Raw genomic sequence first — 14,443 nt, forward strand, 5'->3', positions numbered from 1 at the left:
TCTTGCCGTACGACAGCTCGCTGAACAGACCGGCGAAGACGTCGGCACGCCGCCGCGGGGGTGACTCAGTTGCCGGTGAGGGTGCGCTGCCCGGTGGCGGCGCTGCGCACGATCGCGTCGAGGAGCCGGTGGCGGGCGACCGCGTGGCCGAAATCGGGAGCCCCAGCGGTGCCGTCGAGCAGGTCGTCGCGGATCGCGGTGTAGGCGTGGGCCAGCGTGTGAACGAGGGTGCCGGACAGGTGCGGGTGTTTGTCGTACGCGGGTGGCAGCGCCAGTTCCGCCAGGCGACCCCGGCCCCGTACGCCGCGCACCACCACCGGACCGATGTGCGGGAACTCCGCGCCGGTGACCTCGAGCCGCCCCTGCGTCCCGTCGATGACCAGTGAGAAGCCCGCCCCGGACACCGCTCCCCCGCGATGGTGGGCGGAGAGCACGGCCCCGCGCAGCAGATCCGGCCCTGCCCGCAGAACCCGCGCCAACTCGCCCATGCCTCCATGGTGCCTCGGATTCGCGCGGCCCCGGTGGCACTGCTGGACCCACCGCCGGGCGGCGCACATTCGTGGCATGACAACAACCTCGCGCACCGCCCATGAGCTGCTGACCAGGGCCGGGTGCGACGGCTTCGCGCGACGCGCGGCCGGCGAGTTGCCGGCGGCCGGCCGGCTGTTCATCAGCAAACGGACGATGGACGCCCTTTTACGCAACATCTTCTGAGAACTCGGCCTCACCTCGCGCCGCCGGCTCAACGCCCCTGCGGATATCGACCAGGCAATTGATGCCCAGGCAATGGCGGGCCGAAAGATAGGCGATTCGGCCCGCTTGGAAAGAACTTTCCGGGCCGGGCCGGCCGCGGTGACCTCATCGCCTGAGCGCGCGGCGGAAAGTGGCCCGGATCTCCTCGGCCAGCAGGCCGGGCTGCTCCCAGGCCGCGAAGTGCCCACCCCGGGGCAGCTCGTTGTAGTGCACCAGGTTCGGGTACTTCTCCTCGGCCCAGCGCCGGCTGGCCAGGTAGATGTCGCGGGGAAAGAGGCTGACCCCGACCGGCACCTCCACCTTCGGATCCCGGTAGCTGCGGAAGCTCTCCCAGTAGATGCGGGCGGACGAGGCCGCTGTCCCGGTCAGCCAGTAGAGCGTGATGTTGTCGAGCATCTCGTCGCGGCTCAGCAGCGTTTCCGGGTCGCCGCCGTGGTCGGTCCACTGCTCGTACTTCTCGTAGATCCACGCCGCCTGCCCGGCCGGCGAGTCGGTGAGGGCGTACCCGATGGTCTGCGGGCTCTGGATCTGCTCGTGCTGGTAGCCCGATTCGTTGGCCTGGAAGTCGCGTCCGCGCTGCAGCGCCCGCTCCTCCTGTTCGTCGACGGCGTGCTCGGTGCCGTACGTCGGGAACATGTTGGAGTGCACGGCGCGCACCGCGGGCTCCCCGATACCGCCCAGCGCGGTCGTGACGGCGTGCCCCCAGTCGCCGCCCTGGGCCACGAAACGGTCGTAGCCCAGCCGCCGCATCAGCTCGACCCAGGCCCGCGCGATGCGCTCGGGGCCCCACCCCGTCCCGGCCGGCTGCTCCGAGAGGCCGAAGCCGGGCAGCGACGGCAGGACGACGTGGAAGGCGTCCTGTGGGTCGGCGCCGTGGGCCCGCGGGTCGGCCAGCATCGGCGCGATCTTTCCGAACTCGAGAACCGAGCCCGGCCAGCCGTGCGTCATCACCAGCGGCGTGGCGCCGGGTTCGGGCGACCGCAGGTGCAGGAAGTGGATGTCGAGTCCGTCGATCCGGGTCACCGACGGGTCGAGGGCGTTCAGCCGGGCCTCGCAGGCCCGCCAGTCGTAGTCGTCGCGCCAGTAGTCGCACAGCGCCCGCATCCGCGCGGACGGCACACCCTGGCTCCAGTCGCGCACCGGTTCGGGTGCGGGCCACCGCGTACGGGCCAGCCGTTCCCGCAAGTCGTCCAGCGCGGCCTGCGGGAAGGCGAACGGCCGGGGCCGGATCGCGGTCCGCTCGGCTTCGGCCAGGTACCGCGCGAGGTCGTCGTACTCGTAGAGCTCCGCCAGCTGCCGCGGCGTGTGACCGGTGTGCGTGCCGAGATCGAGCCGCGCGCCCGCCTCGACCAGGGCGCGCGCCGCCTCCTCGTGCCCGTGCCACACCGCGTCGTGCAGGGCCGTGAAGCCGTTGTAGGCGCCCTGCGCGTCGAGGTCCACCACCGGCGCCCCGATCGGGCCGGGGGCGGTCAGCGCCCGTACGACCTCGGCGTGCCCGGCGAAGGCGGCCTCGTGGGCCGGTGTCGCCCCCATCAGCCCGTTCAGTCGGCGCGGGTCCGCGCCCGCGGCGATCAGCACGCGCACGACGGCGGTGTGCCCGTCGCGGGCGGCCAGTCCGAGCGGGGTGTAGTCGTCGTCGGGGTCGCCGGTCGCCGGCACCCGTTCGTCCACTGCCGCGCCCGCCGCGATCAGCCGCTCCACCTCGCCGAGGTCGCCGGCCCGGACGGCGGACACGAGCGGCTGGGGGCGCTCCGGGCGGGCCCGGAGCAGACCGGCGATGATGTCCGACTCGTCGCGGCGGGCCAGGTCGAGCGCCGTCTCCTGCCAGTGGTTGCGGATCGTCACCCGGGCCCCGCCGGCCAGGAGCAGCCGGACCGCCGCCTCCTGCTTGTGCTGCACGGCGTCCATCAGCGGGGTGTGCCCCAGCCGGGCCGACTGCTGGTCGACGAGAGCGCCGTGGTCGAGCAGCCGGCCGATCACCTCGGTGTCGCCCGACTGCGCCGCCCTGTGCAGGGCGGTCGCCCCCATCCGGGGTTCGGCGGTGAACACGTCCGCCCCGGCCGCCAGCAGCAGCTCCACGATGGTGGCCCGGCCCAGGCCCGCGGCGATCATCAGCGGGGTCTGCCCGCCGGAGCCGGGGCCGTGCGGGTCAGCCCCGGCTTCGAGCAGGTCGCTGACGGTCGCGGCGTCGTCGGCCCGGATCGCGAGTTCCAACGTCATGCTGACAGGCGACACCGTGTTCCGGGCACAGGGTCAAGCACCCGTACGGTGGGTCACCTCCGGGAAGGCCGGGGACGGCCCGTCCAGCAGCGGCCGGTCGCGGTGGCGCAGGTGCACGTCGAGGAACGCGGCCACGTAGTCCCGCGTGATCCGCAGTTGCCGCTCGGCCGGGATCGCGCCCGGGTCCAGGCCGAGCTGGGCGCCGAGCACGGGCCGGTCGGTGAAGGACATGTGCCCGGCGCCGGCGACGGTCAGCCACCGCTTCCACCCCGTCACGTTGGGCCAGTCGCGCACCCAGCTAGCGTCGGCCGGGCGGTCCGCGCCCACCAGCAGCAGTGGCCGCTTCGTGGCGACCGGGACGAACAGGGTGCCGTCCAGGTCGGCCGCGGCGTCCACCCGCCGGTCGGTGGTCAGCAGATGCGCGGCGCTCGCCCCGCCGATCGAGTGGCCCACCGCCGCGATCCGGTGGCGGTCCACGTACCGGGCGCCGCGCCAGGCCGGCTTCGCACCGGTCAGCCGGTCCAGCAGGAACGACACGTCGGCGGCCCGGCCCCGCACCACTTCCGGCAGCACTCCGTCGAGCTCGCAGGCCAGGCAGCCGGCCACGTGCCCGTCGGGAAACTCGACACCCCGGGCCTCGTACGGGTGGTCCACTCCGGCCACCACGTAGCCGCGGGAGGCCAGGTCCTCGGCCAGCCCGGTGAGCGACTCGCGGCTCAGGCTGAAGCCGGGTGAGAGCACGACCAGCGGCCAGCCCCGCCCGGCCGGCGGGCGGACCGGCACGTCGCGGCGAGCGTTGGTGGCCACAGTGGTCAGCACGTCAGCCGGCAGGGGCAAGCCCTCGGCGGCGACGATCCGCGACGAGACGGCGGCCGTGGTGTAGGGCGCGGTGGGGCCGGGGCCGGGCCGGGCGGGATACCACAGCGACACCATCAGCTCGCGCCTCACCTCGGGCCGCCACGGATCGGCGCGGGCCGCGTCGGTCAGGTGCAGCCAGGTGGTACCCACGGCGTACGGGCCGGTGGGGCGGGGCAGGCCCAGGGCGGGCGCGGCGGTCGCGGCGGCGGCCGGCAGCGTCGCCACGAGCAGCGCCGACAAGCCGGCCAGGGCGCGGCGGAACAGGTGTGCGGTCATGCCTCGTACGGTAGAAATCGGACGGCCGGGCCGGGCACTGCCGAAGGTAAGCACCTCACCCCGCCCAAAGTGCTTGACAGTGTCAAGCGCGCGGTGGGAGGCTCTGCTTGACACCGTCAAGGAGAGGTGGGGACATGGGCGTCCGCGACGATCTGCTCGCCGCCGCACGGGCGGAGCTCGACGAGCACGGCCACGCCGGGATCAGCCTGCGCGCGGTGGCCCGCCGGGCCGGCGTCTCGCACGCCGCGCCGAAACATCACTTCCCCGACCGGGCGGCGCTGCTCACCGCCATCGCCACCGACGGTTTCACCGCGCTCGCCGCGAGCCTGAACCGGCTTCCGGACCCGACGCTGGCCGCGCTGGGGCAGGGCTACCTCGCGTTCGGGCTGGCCAACCCCGCCCTCTACGACCTGATGTTCCGGCCCACCGAACTGCACGCCGACGATCCGCACCTGCTGGCGGCGCAGGACGCGTCGTTGCACCGCCTGCGGGCCGTGGCCGACGACCAGTCGCTCACGCTGATCAGCTGGGCCCTGGTGCACGGCCTGGTGCTGCTCACCCGTGACGGGGCCCTGGGCGGCCCGGCCGGCACCGCGTCCCGGCCCGAGCTGGCTCACGGACTCCTGGAAACGTACGCCGAAAGGATCACGTCATGACTGTCACTACCGTTCAGCGCAGCGGCACCGCCGAGCGCGAGCGCACCGGACGCCGCCTCGGCGTGGCGCTCAGCCTCGGCTATCTGGATCTCACGGAGTACGAGGATCGGATGGCCACGGCGATGCGGGCCGGCACCGTCGCCGAGCTCGACCGGCTCACCGCCGACCTGCCCCTCGCCGAACTGCGGCGCCACGACCCGGAGACCCGGGCCCGCCGCGCCCGCCACGCCCGGCTCGGCGTGCGCATCCACCTGGCCGCCTACCTGCTCATGGCCGTGGTCACAGCGGGTGTCTGGCTGACCGTCGCCCTGGCCGCCGACGTCTGGTACCCCTGGTTCGTCTGGCCGGTTCTCGGCGGCGGCCTCGGCGTTCTGGGTCACGCCACGGGTGTCCGGATGGCGCTCCGCCAGCAGGTTGCGGCCCCGGCGCACCAGTCTCTTCCCTAGCCGGCTGCGAAATCGCGTCGTTCAGTGGGTTCACCGACCGGCCGCCGCCCCCGCATCGGCGCCTGGAAGGGCGGCACCCGTTTCGACCCCACCCAGCTCGGCAACCCCGCAGCCCGCGACCACGGCCTGCGCCACCTCGTCTCGAACTGGTCGATCGAACGCATCCCGGCGTCACAGCCCTGGCCCCGCACGGCCGGCGCGGGGTCAGCGGCGGGACAGGTAGGTCGTCATCACGTCGATGGTCTCCTCCGGGGCGCTGAGGTTGGGGCAGTGGCCGGTGGCGTTCAGGACGACCAGGGTGCTGCCGGGCATGTGGTCGTGGACGTATTCGCCCACGGCGCGGGGGGCGATGATGTCGTCGGTGCACTGCATGATCAGGGACGGCGTCCGGACGGAGGCCAGGTCGCCGCGGTTGTCCGACAGGAACGTCACGTGCGCGAACTTCTTGGCGATGGCCGGGTCGGTGGCGCAGAAGCTTCTGACCAGCTCCTGGCTCAGTTCGGGCCGTTGCGGATTCGCCATGATCATGGGGGCGATGACGCTGGACCAGCCGAGGTAGTTGCTGTCCAGGGCGTGCATCATGTCGTCGATGTCGGCCCGGCTGAACCCACCGATGTAGTCGCCGTCGTCGATGTAGGACGGTGACGGGCCGACCAGCACGAGGTCGGCGAAACGCGCGGGCTCGCGGATCGCGGCCAGCACACCGATCATGGCGCTGACGGAATGGCCCACGAACACCACGTCGTGCAGGTCGAGATCGTCGACGATGGTGAGCACGTCGTCGGCGTACCCGTCCAGCGTCGCGTACTTGGTCGGGTCGTACGCCCGCAGATCGGACCGGCCGACACCGATGTGATCGAACAACACCACCCGGTACTGGCCGGCGAAGGCCGGCGCCACCAGACGCCACATGTTCTGGTCGCAGCCGTAGCCGTGCGCGAACATCATCGGCTGGCCGTCCGGGACGCCGCCGATCTCGACGGCGTGCCGCCGTATCGTTTCCCTTGCCCGCTCAGTCATCGCTTCCGACCTTTCGTCTCCAGCCATCATCCAGCACCCGGCGACCCCGTCACCCGATCGGATGACGAGGCCATGTCGTGGACGCGCAGCGCGGCCCGGTCCGCCGCCTCGATCGCCTGCCGGTCACGGCCCAGCCGGCTCAGGGCAACCGTCAGCACCGTCAGGGCCACCGCCTCGCGGGCAGCTGCCAGCCGTCGTCAGCGCCGTGAGCCGGGCCAGGGCGAAATCGTCGGCGTGGTCGGCGGCGAGGGCGGCGCCGGGGCCGGAATCATCGGGAGGCCCTTTCGGCAGCGGGATCCGGCGACACGGTTCAGGCATCCGGAGCGTGCGACGAGCGGCCGGCTGCCCCGGTTGCGCGCAAGGGCTGACCGCGGTCCGAGCCGGGAGTTTGCTCCTCTTTGGTGTCACGAGGTTTAAACGGCCGTTGCCGGTCGATACGGGTGCTCTCGCCGGGGGAGGAAACGCATCGATGAACACTGCAGCCGTTGATTACGTCGCCGCTCGAAGTGTCGACGAGGTGCTCGGCGCCCTGGCCGACGGCCGGACGTCGGTGCTGGCCGGAGGGCAGAGCCTGGTCCCGCTGGTGACGCAGCGGGGTGCGCCGAGGCGTCGTCTGGTCGACATCAACCGGGTCGCGGGGCTCGGCACCCTGGCCGAGGCGGACGGCTACCTTCGCGTCGGAGCCTTGGTCAGGCATCGGGCCTTCGAGTCGGGCACCGTCGCCGGGCCGCTCGGTGATCTGCTCCGGGTGGTGGTGCGGCACATCGGGCATCCGCCCATCCGGGCCCGCGGCACGATGCTCGGCAGCCTGGCCTATGCGCACCCGGCGGCGGAGTGGCCGGCGGTGGCGGTGACGCTCGGGGCGCGGCTCGTCCTGGACGGACCGGACGGGCGCCGGACGGTGGCCGCGGAGAACTTCTTCACCGCGCCCTTCACCACCACCCGCCGTCCCGAGGAACTGCTGGTCGAAGCGCAGCTGCCCACGCTGCCGGACGGAACCGGGATCGGCTACGCGGAGGACCGGCGCACCTCGGTCTTTCCGCATGCGGCCGCGATCGCCGCCGTCACCGTGACCGACGGCGTGATCAGCTCGGCGGCGATCTGCCTGGTCAATTCCGGCCCTTTCCCCGTACGGGCTCGCGCCGCCGAGGATGTTCTGCTCGGCACCACGTTCTCCGACACCGCGATCTCCGCGGCCGCGCAGATCGCGTCGGAGCGCGACGTCCGCCACCTCGACGACGAGGCCCAGCAGCCGCGGCAGCGGCACGCGTTCCGGGTCCTGACCGGTCGAGCGCTCCGCGACGCCCGCAAGGGAGCCGCCCCGTGCGGGTGACGCTGACCGTCGACGGAGCGCACCACGATCTCGATGTCGACCCCGGCCGCACCCTGGCCGACGTGCTCGGCGCGGAGTGCGCAGCGACCGGCTACCGCGTCGCCTGCCCCGACGGCACCTGCGACACCTGCGCCGCGGTGGTCGACGGCGACACGATCCGCTCCTGCCTCATGCTGGCCGTGCAGGCCACCGGCATGCAGGTCAGCACCCTTCACCGCTCGGCCGCCGCGGGGGGCCTGATGCCGTAGCCGCCGAGATGCCGCGCGCGGCGTGACCGTTCTGCCGGCTGCGACCGCGCTGCCCGTCCGGTCAGCTGCGGCCGGCGGGGTGGCGGGGCCGCCAGCGGCGTTCGATGGTGACGGTGGTGCCGGTGGCGGTCGGGACGACACGGACGTCGCCGTACGCGCTCATCAGCGCGGCGCCGTGTCCCCGGTCGCGGGCCGCCGGGCGGGCCCGCCAGCCGCCGAAGTCGCGGACCACGATGCGTACGGTGCCGTCAAGGACGCGCATCTGCACCTCGACCTCGGGCCGGGTCGGCCGCTGGGCGTGCTCCACCGCGTTGTTGACCGCCTCGGTCGCGGCGACCTGCAGGTCGTACAGCAGATCCGTGTCGATCTTGTAGCCGTCGAGTGCGTTCCGCAGGTCCCGGCGCATCGCTCCGGCCGCCGACGCCGTCAGTGCGTAGACCCACGTGACCTCGAGATCCGGCACGTCGGACTCCACCGGGACCCTGACCTCCGGCCGCCGGCGCAGCACCACCGCGGCGATGTCGTCCTGCTGGGGTTGTGGGACGCAGGCCAGCACCGAGTCGAGGACCACGGTGACCGGAGCGCCGGCCGCGTACGCGTCGTGACCGGTCCGCTGGATCCGTTCGAGCCCGACGTCGATACCGTTCGCCGAGTCCTCGACCAGCCCGTCGGTGTAGAGCAGCAGCTGACCGCCGGGCGGCAGGAAGCCCTCGTTCGGCCCGTACGCCGCCCGGCGCAGGCCCAGGGGCGGCCCGACGGTCCCGTCCAGCAGACGGCTGTCGCGCGACGGCGCGGAGTACATCGGGGTGGGGTGGCCGGCGCTGCACCACGCGAAGTCGCCGGTGCCCGGGCGCAGCCGGAGCACGAACAGGGTGGCCAGCAGCGGCGCGCCCAGGCGGTTGACCAGTGCGGCCACCCTCGTGACGATCGTCGCCGGGGAGGAGTCCTCGACCGCGTACGCGCGGACCGCGTTGCGCACCTGACCGGTCATGACCGCCGCGCCCAGCCCGTGCCCGGCCACGTCGCCGATGCTGATCACGGCGTCGCCGTCGGGCAGCCTTACGACGTCGTACCAGTCACCGCCGACCCGTCCGGCCGCGGGCCGGTAGACGGCTTGCAGATCCCAGCCGTCCAGCGCGGGCAGGTTCTCCGGCAGGGTGCTCTGCTGCAGGGTCAGCACCAGCTGCCGGTCGTGGTCGAGTTGCCAGCCGGTCTGGGCCAGCGAGGCGAGCATGGTGGCGATCGGCACGAGCAGTGCCCGTTCCGTGCCGCTGAGCCGGCGCGTGGGATCGACCAGCACGGTGAGGGTGCCGATCCGGTCACCTCCGCGACCGCGGATCGGCGCCCGTACGGTTCCGGCCGTGTCGGCTGACGGGCTGTCCGCGCCGGAGGTGAACCGCAGCTCGGGCCGGCCGTCGCCCCCGGCCACCACGACCTCGGCGGCGATGCCGTCGAGCAGGGTCCGGGCCTGCTCGGTGACGCTCTGGAAGGCCTCCTCGAGGGCGCGGCCGGAGGCGATCACCGCGGCCGTGTCGGCCAGCGCGGACAGCTGCCGGGTGTGGGTGGCCCGGAGACGGGCCAGCCGCAGCGTGTTGCGGACCCGAGCGACCAGTTCGGCCGCGATGAAGGGCTTGACCACGTAGTCGTCGGCGCCGGCTTCCATGCCCTCCACCCCGGACTCGTCGCCGGCCCGGGCGGACAACATGATCACCGGCAGGGTTCGGGTCGCCTCGTCCCCGCGCAACGTCCGGACCAGGACGAATCCGTCCACCCGCGGCATCATCACGTCGGTCAGCAAGAGGTCCGGCCGGTTCCGGCGGATCATCTCGAGCGCCGTCTGCCCGTCCGGCGCCAGCTCCACCTGCCAGCCTTCGCCGGTGAGCAACCGCTGCAGGTAGGCGCGCATGTCGCTGTTGTCGTCGGCGACGAGGATGCGGGCGCCGCCGCCGGTCGGGGGCGGCGGCGGCCCGGCCGGTGCGGCGGGGTCGCCGAGCCAGCCGGCCGCCACCCGGGCGGCCGCCTGCGCAGTCACCATGTCCGGCAGCGGTTCGGCCACCGCGGCCTCGATCAGCGGCACGGTGACGGTGAACGTGGTCCCGGCGCCGGGCGTGCTGTCCACCTGCACATCCCCGCCTTGCACCCGGGCCAGCTCGCGGACCAGCGCCAGGCCGATCCCGCTGCCCTCATGACTGCGGGACTGCACCCCGCGTACGCGATGGAAACGGTCGAAGAGCCGGGGCAGGTCGTCGGGGGCGATGCCGATTCCGGTGTCGGAGACCTGCAGCCGCAGGGTGTTCTCGCGGGCCTCCAGCCGCACCCGGATCTCGCCGACGAACGTGAACTTGAGCGCGTTCGACAAGAGGTTGCTGACGATCTTCTCCCAGTTCAGCGGATCCAGGGCCACGGTCCGGGGCAGCGGCGGGCAGTCCACCACCAGGCGCAGGCCGACGCGCTCGATCGCCGCGCGGAAGACGCCGGCCAGCTCGGTGGTGTAGCGAGCCAGGTCGACCGGTCGCGGCCGGTTGCCGGCGTGGTTGCCGGCCTCGAGGCTGGAGAAGGTCAGCAGGTCGTTGACCAGCGCGAGCAGGCGGTCGGCGCTGCGCTGGGCGATCTCGACCCGTTCCCGCTGGGCCGGTCCGAGCGGCTCGGCGGCGTCGGCCAGGGCGTCGGCCAGGGGGCCCATCATCAGGGTCAGCGGCGTACGGAACTCGTGGCTCACGTTGGTGAAGAAGTCGGTCTTGACCCGGTCCAGCTCGGCCAGCGCCGCCGCCCGGTCCCGCTCCTCCTGGTAGGCCTGCGCGTTGCGGACCGCCACCGCGACCTGCTGGGCGAGCAGCTGGAAGAACGAGCGATACGTCTCGTCGAGGCCACGGCTGGGGCTGACCCCGGCCAGGAGCACCCCCAGCGGCTGCGATCGGCCGGCGGACGGCAGCGGGATGACGACCGCGGTGCGGACCGGGTCGTCCCAGGCGCCGCCGCTCACGGCCAGCCGGTCCGCCACGTCGTCGATGTCGATGGCGGTGCCTGCGGCGGCGGTGTGCAGGCGCCAGTCGTCACCGGACGGACTCACCAGCGACGGCAGCACCGCGTCGGCGTCGTCCGGCCCGACGGCCGCGGCGCGCCGGAGGAGCTCCCCGTCCCGCAGATAGATCGCGGCGAACGGCACATCGATCCGGTGCTCCCCGATCACCGCGGACAACCGGGCACAGACCTGGTCGACATCGGCTTCCTTCCCGCCGGACGGCACCGCCAGGTCACGCAGCAGCCGCAGCCGCCGCTCACCGACCACCTGCTCGGTGACTTCGCTGCACACCGTGAGAATGCCGGTGGTGGCGCCGTCGTCGTCGCGGGCCGGGGCGTGCGAGACGCTGAAGTACGCCTCCTCGCGGTACCCGGACCGGTTCAGCGCCAGCTGCAGTGCGGGCACCCAGCTGGCCACGCCGGTGGCCCGGGCCTCGGCGATCAGCGGCTCCAGCACGTCCCAGCCCTCGGCCAGGGTGACCCGGACGTCACCACCGAGCGCGGCCGGGTGCTGATCGCCGATCAGGGCGGAGTAGGCGTCGTTGTAGAGCTGGGTGTAGGTCGGCCCCCAGAGCAGCAGCATCGGGTACCGGGAGGACAACACGATCCGTACGGCCGCCCGCATGCTCTGCGACCAGCTCTCCACCGGCCCGACGTCGGTCGCCGGCCAGTCGAGCTCACGCATGAGCCTTCCCGCAGCGCCACCACCGGCGAAAAGGTCATCTGTCACGAGGCCACGCTACCCACGGCAGCACATTTCACTCCCGCAGCCCTCGGCCAGCCGGTGCGGTGACTAGCCGGGGCATCGACGGGTATTCGTGTCCGGGTCGAGCCCTTCTCCCGGCTGGGGGTTGTGATGTCCACCAAAGAACCGTCCGAGATCGCCCGTACGGCCGTGGCGACCGGCGTCAAGAAAGCCCACCTGCGGTGGGACAAGGTGCTGGTGGGGTCGTTCCTGGCCGGGGCGTACATCGCTTTCGGCGGGCTGGTCGCGATCACCGTCTCGGCCGGGCTCGATCCCGCGCGGTGGGGCAGCCTGCCGACGTTGTTCACCGGCGCCGCGTTCACGTTGGGCCTGGTGCTGGTGTTGATCGCCGGGTCGCACCTGCTGACCGGCAACATGCTGCTCGTGCCGATCAGCGCGATGACCGGGCGGCTCGGCTGGGGCGATGTCGCCCGCAACTTCACGCTGGTGCTGGTGGGCAACCTGGCCGGGGCGCTGTTCGTGGCGTACTTCCTCGCCGTGCAGACCGGGGTGATCGGCGACGTCGGCAGCGACGCCGGCACGCCCGGGGCGCTGGCCTACGAGCGGTTGGCCGGCATCGCCGAGGCCAAGGGCCTGCACGAGACCAGCTGGCAGGTCTTCCTGCGCGCGCTGGGCTGCAACTGGCTGGTCTGCCTGGCGGTGTGGATCTCGCTGGCCGCCGACTCGGTGTCGGGCAAGGTCATCGGGATCTTCTTCCCGATCATGGCCTTCGTCGCGATGGGCTTCGACCACCTGATCGCCAACATGTTCTTCCTGCCCGCCGCGATCTTCGCCGGAGTGCCCGGGCTGGGCTGGGACGACACGATCCGCAACTGGGGGCTGGCCTTCGCGGGCAACCTGGTCGGCGCGGTCGTCTTCGTCGCCACGTCGTACTGGTATCTCTACCTGCGCGACGAGCCGGAGCCCAGCTAGGGTCTGTCTCGCAACTGAGGCGGGGCTGCGGCCGGGCCCCGATCCCGCCTGGCGGCGTCCCGCGAAAACCCGGTTCCAACCCCGGGAGCCGGGCTTCCACGGGCCACTAGCGGCGGGGCTGCACGATGCCCGCGTCGTAGGCCATGACGATCGCCGCTGCGCGGTCGCGCGCTCCGAGCTTGTTGAAAACGGCGCTGACGTGCGTCTTCACCGTCGTCTCGGCCAGGAACAAGCCCTCGGCGATCTCGCGGTTGGAGGCGCCGCGGGCCATCAGGCGCAACACCTCCAGCTCGCGATCGGTCAGGGCGGCGACGCGATGGCTGTCCGCGCCGCCGGCGCCCGGCCGGGTCACCTTGCGGAACGTGGCCAGCATCGGGCCCAGCAGCGTGCCGTCGATCCAGGTGCCGCCGGCCGCCACTGTCCGGATCGCCTCGATCAGGTTTTCCGGGGTGGCCGATTTCAGCTCGAAGCCCGCCGCTCCGGCGTCGACCGCCGACCAGAGCACGTCCTCCTCGCCGAAGGTGGTCAGCACGCACACCGGGGGGCCGCCGGCCGCGCGCACCCGGCGGGTCGCCTCCACCCCCGAGACACCGGGCATCTGGACGTCCATGCAGATGACGTCGGGCCGGTGCTCGGCCACGGCCGCCACCACCTGGTCGCCGTCGCCGCACTCGGCCACGACCGTCATGTCGGGCTGGCTGCGCAGGATCAGCGCGAGCCCGGCGCGGACCATCGGCTGGTCGTCGACCAGCAGCACCCGGATCACGACGTCACCGCGGCCAGGCGCCGGGGCAGGCTGACCTCGACGATCCAGTGACCGGCCTGCGGCCCGGCCCGGAACACGCCGTCGATGGCGCCCACCCGGTGCTCGAGACCGGTCAGGCCCAGGCCGGACCCGGCCGGGGCGGCGCCGAGGGCGTTCTCGACGCGCAGCGCGACCTCGTCGAGACCGACCTCGATGCGGACGGCGGCCTCGGGGGCCGGGGCGTGTTTCGCGGCGTTGGTCAGTGTTTCGCGCAGGACGTCGCACAGCACCATCCGCGGCGCCGCCGACACCCCGTCCAGGGCGCCGGTCACGACGAGGTCGATGCGCATGCCGGCGTCGCGGTAGCCGGCCACTACCTGTTCGGGGTCGCCCGCCTCGCTGGTCGCCGGCGCGGGCGAGCCCTCGTGCATCAGCATCAGGGCCTGGCGCAGCTCGTCCATGCCCCGGCGCCCCACCGCCTCGGCGTCGCGCAGGGCCTCGGCCGCGGCTTCGGGCGAGGAGTTCAGAATCATGCGGGCTCCGGAGAGGTGCAGCAGGACCACGCTGAAACTGTGGCCCACCAGGTCGTGCAGGTCGCGGGCCATCCGCTGGCGGTCCTCGGCCACCGCGGCCTCGGCCAGCCGGGTCCGGGTGCGGTCGAGTTCGGCGATCAGCATCCACTGCTTTCGCACGACGTGGCCGAAGGCCAGGCCGACGAGCAGCCCGCCGAACCAGAGCCAGGCGCCGATCCGCCGGTGCCAGTCGCTCGCCTCGAACAGCAGCGGGAAGAACGGGGACGCCATGGTGACGCCGATGGCGACGGTGTCGAGCCGGCTGCGGCGGGCCGCGGCGACGACCGCCAGCGCGGCGGTCACGATGAGATAGCTGGTCTGGGTGACCCGGAACGCCTCGCCGGCGATGGTCGGGACGGCGACCCAGGTCAGCAGCAGCCAGCCCGGCATGGCGGGCCAGCAGGCCCGCACCACGAGCGCGGGAAACAGGACGAGGGCCACGAGCCAGCCCCACGACTCGGCGTAGGCGAACGTGAGCACACCGGCGCCCAGGCCGAGCAGGGCGGCCGCCGCGGCGAACTGGTCGCGGCTGCGCAGGGGTGAGGGCATCCGTGCAATATAAGGCAGCTTCACCAGGGTCCCTTCGGTGCCGAGGGCCCGGCGCCGCCTGCGGGTGC

General features: G+C 73.0%; 14 protein-coding genes. 6 read left to right on the top strand and 8 right to left on the bottom strand.

Translation table 11 applies throughout. The features are described 5' to 3' along the window. Positions 1 to 65: 65 nt before the first annotated feature. Positions 66 to 488 (bottom strand): hypothetical protein, encoded by a 423-nt coding sequence (locus tag BKA14_RS16555; protein ID WP_184951832.1) that lies wholly within the window; start codon positions 486 to 488, stop codon positions 66 to 68. A 76-nt stretch (positions 489 to 564) separates the two neighbouring features. On the opposite strand from BKA14_RS16555, the gene BKA14_RS16560 reads away from it, so the two are divergent. After that, a complete protein-coding gene (locus BKA14_RS16560) occupies positions 565 to 714 on the top strand; it encodes a hypothetical protein (RefSeq protein ID WP_184951833.1) in 150 nt (49 codons plus the stop codon). Between the two features lie 144 nt (positions 715 to 858). On the opposite strand, the gene BKA14_RS45070 is transcribed toward BKA14_RS16560, so the two are convergent. Both BKA14_RS45070 and BKA14_RS16570 read right to left on the bottom strand, forming a co-directional pair. Then, positions 859 to 2,973, bottom strand: coding sequence for an alpha/beta fold hydrolase (locus tag BKA14_RS45070; protein WP_184951834.1), 2,115 nt, complete (start codon positions 2,971 to 2,973; stop codon positions 859 to 861). A gap of 33 nt (positions 2,974 to 3,006) precedes the next feature. Then, on the bottom strand, positions 3,007 to 4,107 hold the full coding sequence (locus BKA14_RS16570) for an alpha/beta hydrolase family protein (protein WP_184951835.1): 1,101 nt from the start codon (positions 4,105 to 4,107) through the stop codon (positions 3,007 to 3,009). 134 nt (positions 4,108 to 4,241) lie between these two features. Here BKA14_RS16570 and BKA14_RS16575 point away from each other — a divergent pair, with 134 nt between their 5' ends. Together BKA14_RS16575 and BKA14_RS16580 are read left to right on the top strand one after the other, a co-directional pair. Beyond that, positions 4,242 to 4,763 (top strand): TetR/AcrR family transcriptional regulator, encoded by a 522-nt coding sequence (locus BKA14_RS16575; RefSeq protein ID WP_184951836.1) that lies wholly within the window; start codon positions 4,242 to 4,244, stop codon positions 4,761 to 4,763. Continuing rightward, positions 4,760 to 5,209: a DUF1707 SHOCT-like domain-containing protein gene (locus BKA14_RS16580; RefSeq protein WP_184951837.1), complete on the top strand. Its 450-nt coding sequence runs from the start codon at positions 4,760 to 4,762 to the stop codon at positions 5,207 to 5,209. The genes BKA14_RS16575 and BKA14_RS16580 overlap by 4 nt, the downstream gene beginning before the upstream one ends. A 204-nt stretch (positions 5,210 to 5,413) precedes the next feature. On the opposite strand, the gene BKA14_RS16585 is transcribed toward BKA14_RS16580, so the two are convergent. Continuing rightward, positions 5,414 to 6,229: an alpha/beta fold hydrolase gene (locus BKA14_RS16585; protein WP_184951838.1), complete on the bottom strand. Its 816-nt coding sequence runs from the start codon at positions 6,227 to 6,229 to the stop codon at positions 5,414 to 5,416. 26 nt (positions 6,230 to 6,255) lie between these two features. Continuing rightward, a complete protein-coding gene (locus tag BKA14_RS44020) occupies positions 6,256 to 6,387 on the bottom strand; it encodes a hypothetical protein (RefSeq protein WP_260416519.1) in 132 nt (43 codons plus the stop codon). Between the two features lie 311 nt (positions 6,388 to 6,698). Here BKA14_RS44020 and BKA14_RS16590 point away from each other — a divergent pair, with 311 nt between their 5' ends. Then, positions 6,699 to 7,562, top strand: a complete 864-nt coding sequence (locus tag BKA14_RS16590; protein ID WP_184951839.1) for an FAD binding domain-containing protein — start codon at positions 6,699 to 6,701, stop codon at positions 7,560 to 7,562. Beyond that, positions 7,553 to 7,810, top strand: a complete 258-nt coding sequence (locus tag BKA14_RS16595) for a 2Fe-2S iron-sulfur cluster-binding protein (protein ID WP_184951840.1) — start codon at positions 7,553 to 7,555, stop codon at positions 7,808 to 7,810. The genes BKA14_RS16590 and BKA14_RS16595 overlap by 10 nt, the downstream gene beginning before the upstream one ends. Positions 7,811 to 7,871: 61 nt before the next feature. Here the strand turns inward: BKA14_RS16595 and BKA14_RS16600 are convergent, their stop codons facing one another. Then, the gene (locus BKA14_RS16600; protein ID WP_239093605.1) at positions 7,872 to 11,561 is read right to left on the bottom strand and encodes a SpoIIE family protein phosphatase; all 3,690 of its coding nucleotides are present in this window, start codon (positions 11,559 to 11,561) and stop codon (positions 7,872 to 7,874) included. 126 nt (positions 11,562 to 11,687) lie between these two features. Here BKA14_RS16600 and BKA14_RS16605 point away from each other — a divergent pair, with 126 nt between their 5' ends. After that, positions 11,688 to 12,509, top strand: coding sequence for a formate/nitrite transporter family protein (locus tag BKA14_RS16605; RefSeq protein ID WP_184951841.1), 822 nt, complete (start codon positions 11,688 to 11,690; stop codon positions 12,507 to 12,509). A gap of 106 nt (positions 12,510 to 12,615) precedes the next feature. On the opposite strand, the gene BKA14_RS16610 is transcribed toward BKA14_RS16605, so the two are convergent. Further along, positions 12,616 to 13,275: a response regulator gene (locus tag BKA14_RS16610; protein ID WP_184951842.1), complete on the bottom strand. Its 660-nt coding sequence runs from the start codon at positions 13,273 to 13,275 to the stop codon at positions 12,616 to 12,618. Further along, positions 13,272 to 14,375, bottom strand: a complete 1,104-nt coding sequence (locus BKA14_RS16615) for a sensor histidine kinase (RefSeq protein WP_184951843.1) — start codon at positions 14,373 to 14,375, stop codon at positions 13,272 to 13,274. The genes BKA14_RS16610 and BKA14_RS16615 overlap by 4 nt, the downstream gene beginning before the upstream one ends. Positions 14,376 to 14,443 lie beyond the last annotated feature (68 nt).

This window comes from Paractinoplanes abujensis (assembly GCF_014204895.1).
GTDB lineage: Bacteria > Actinomycetota > Actinomycetes > Mycobacteriales > Micromonosporaceae > Actinoplanes > Actinoplanes abujensis.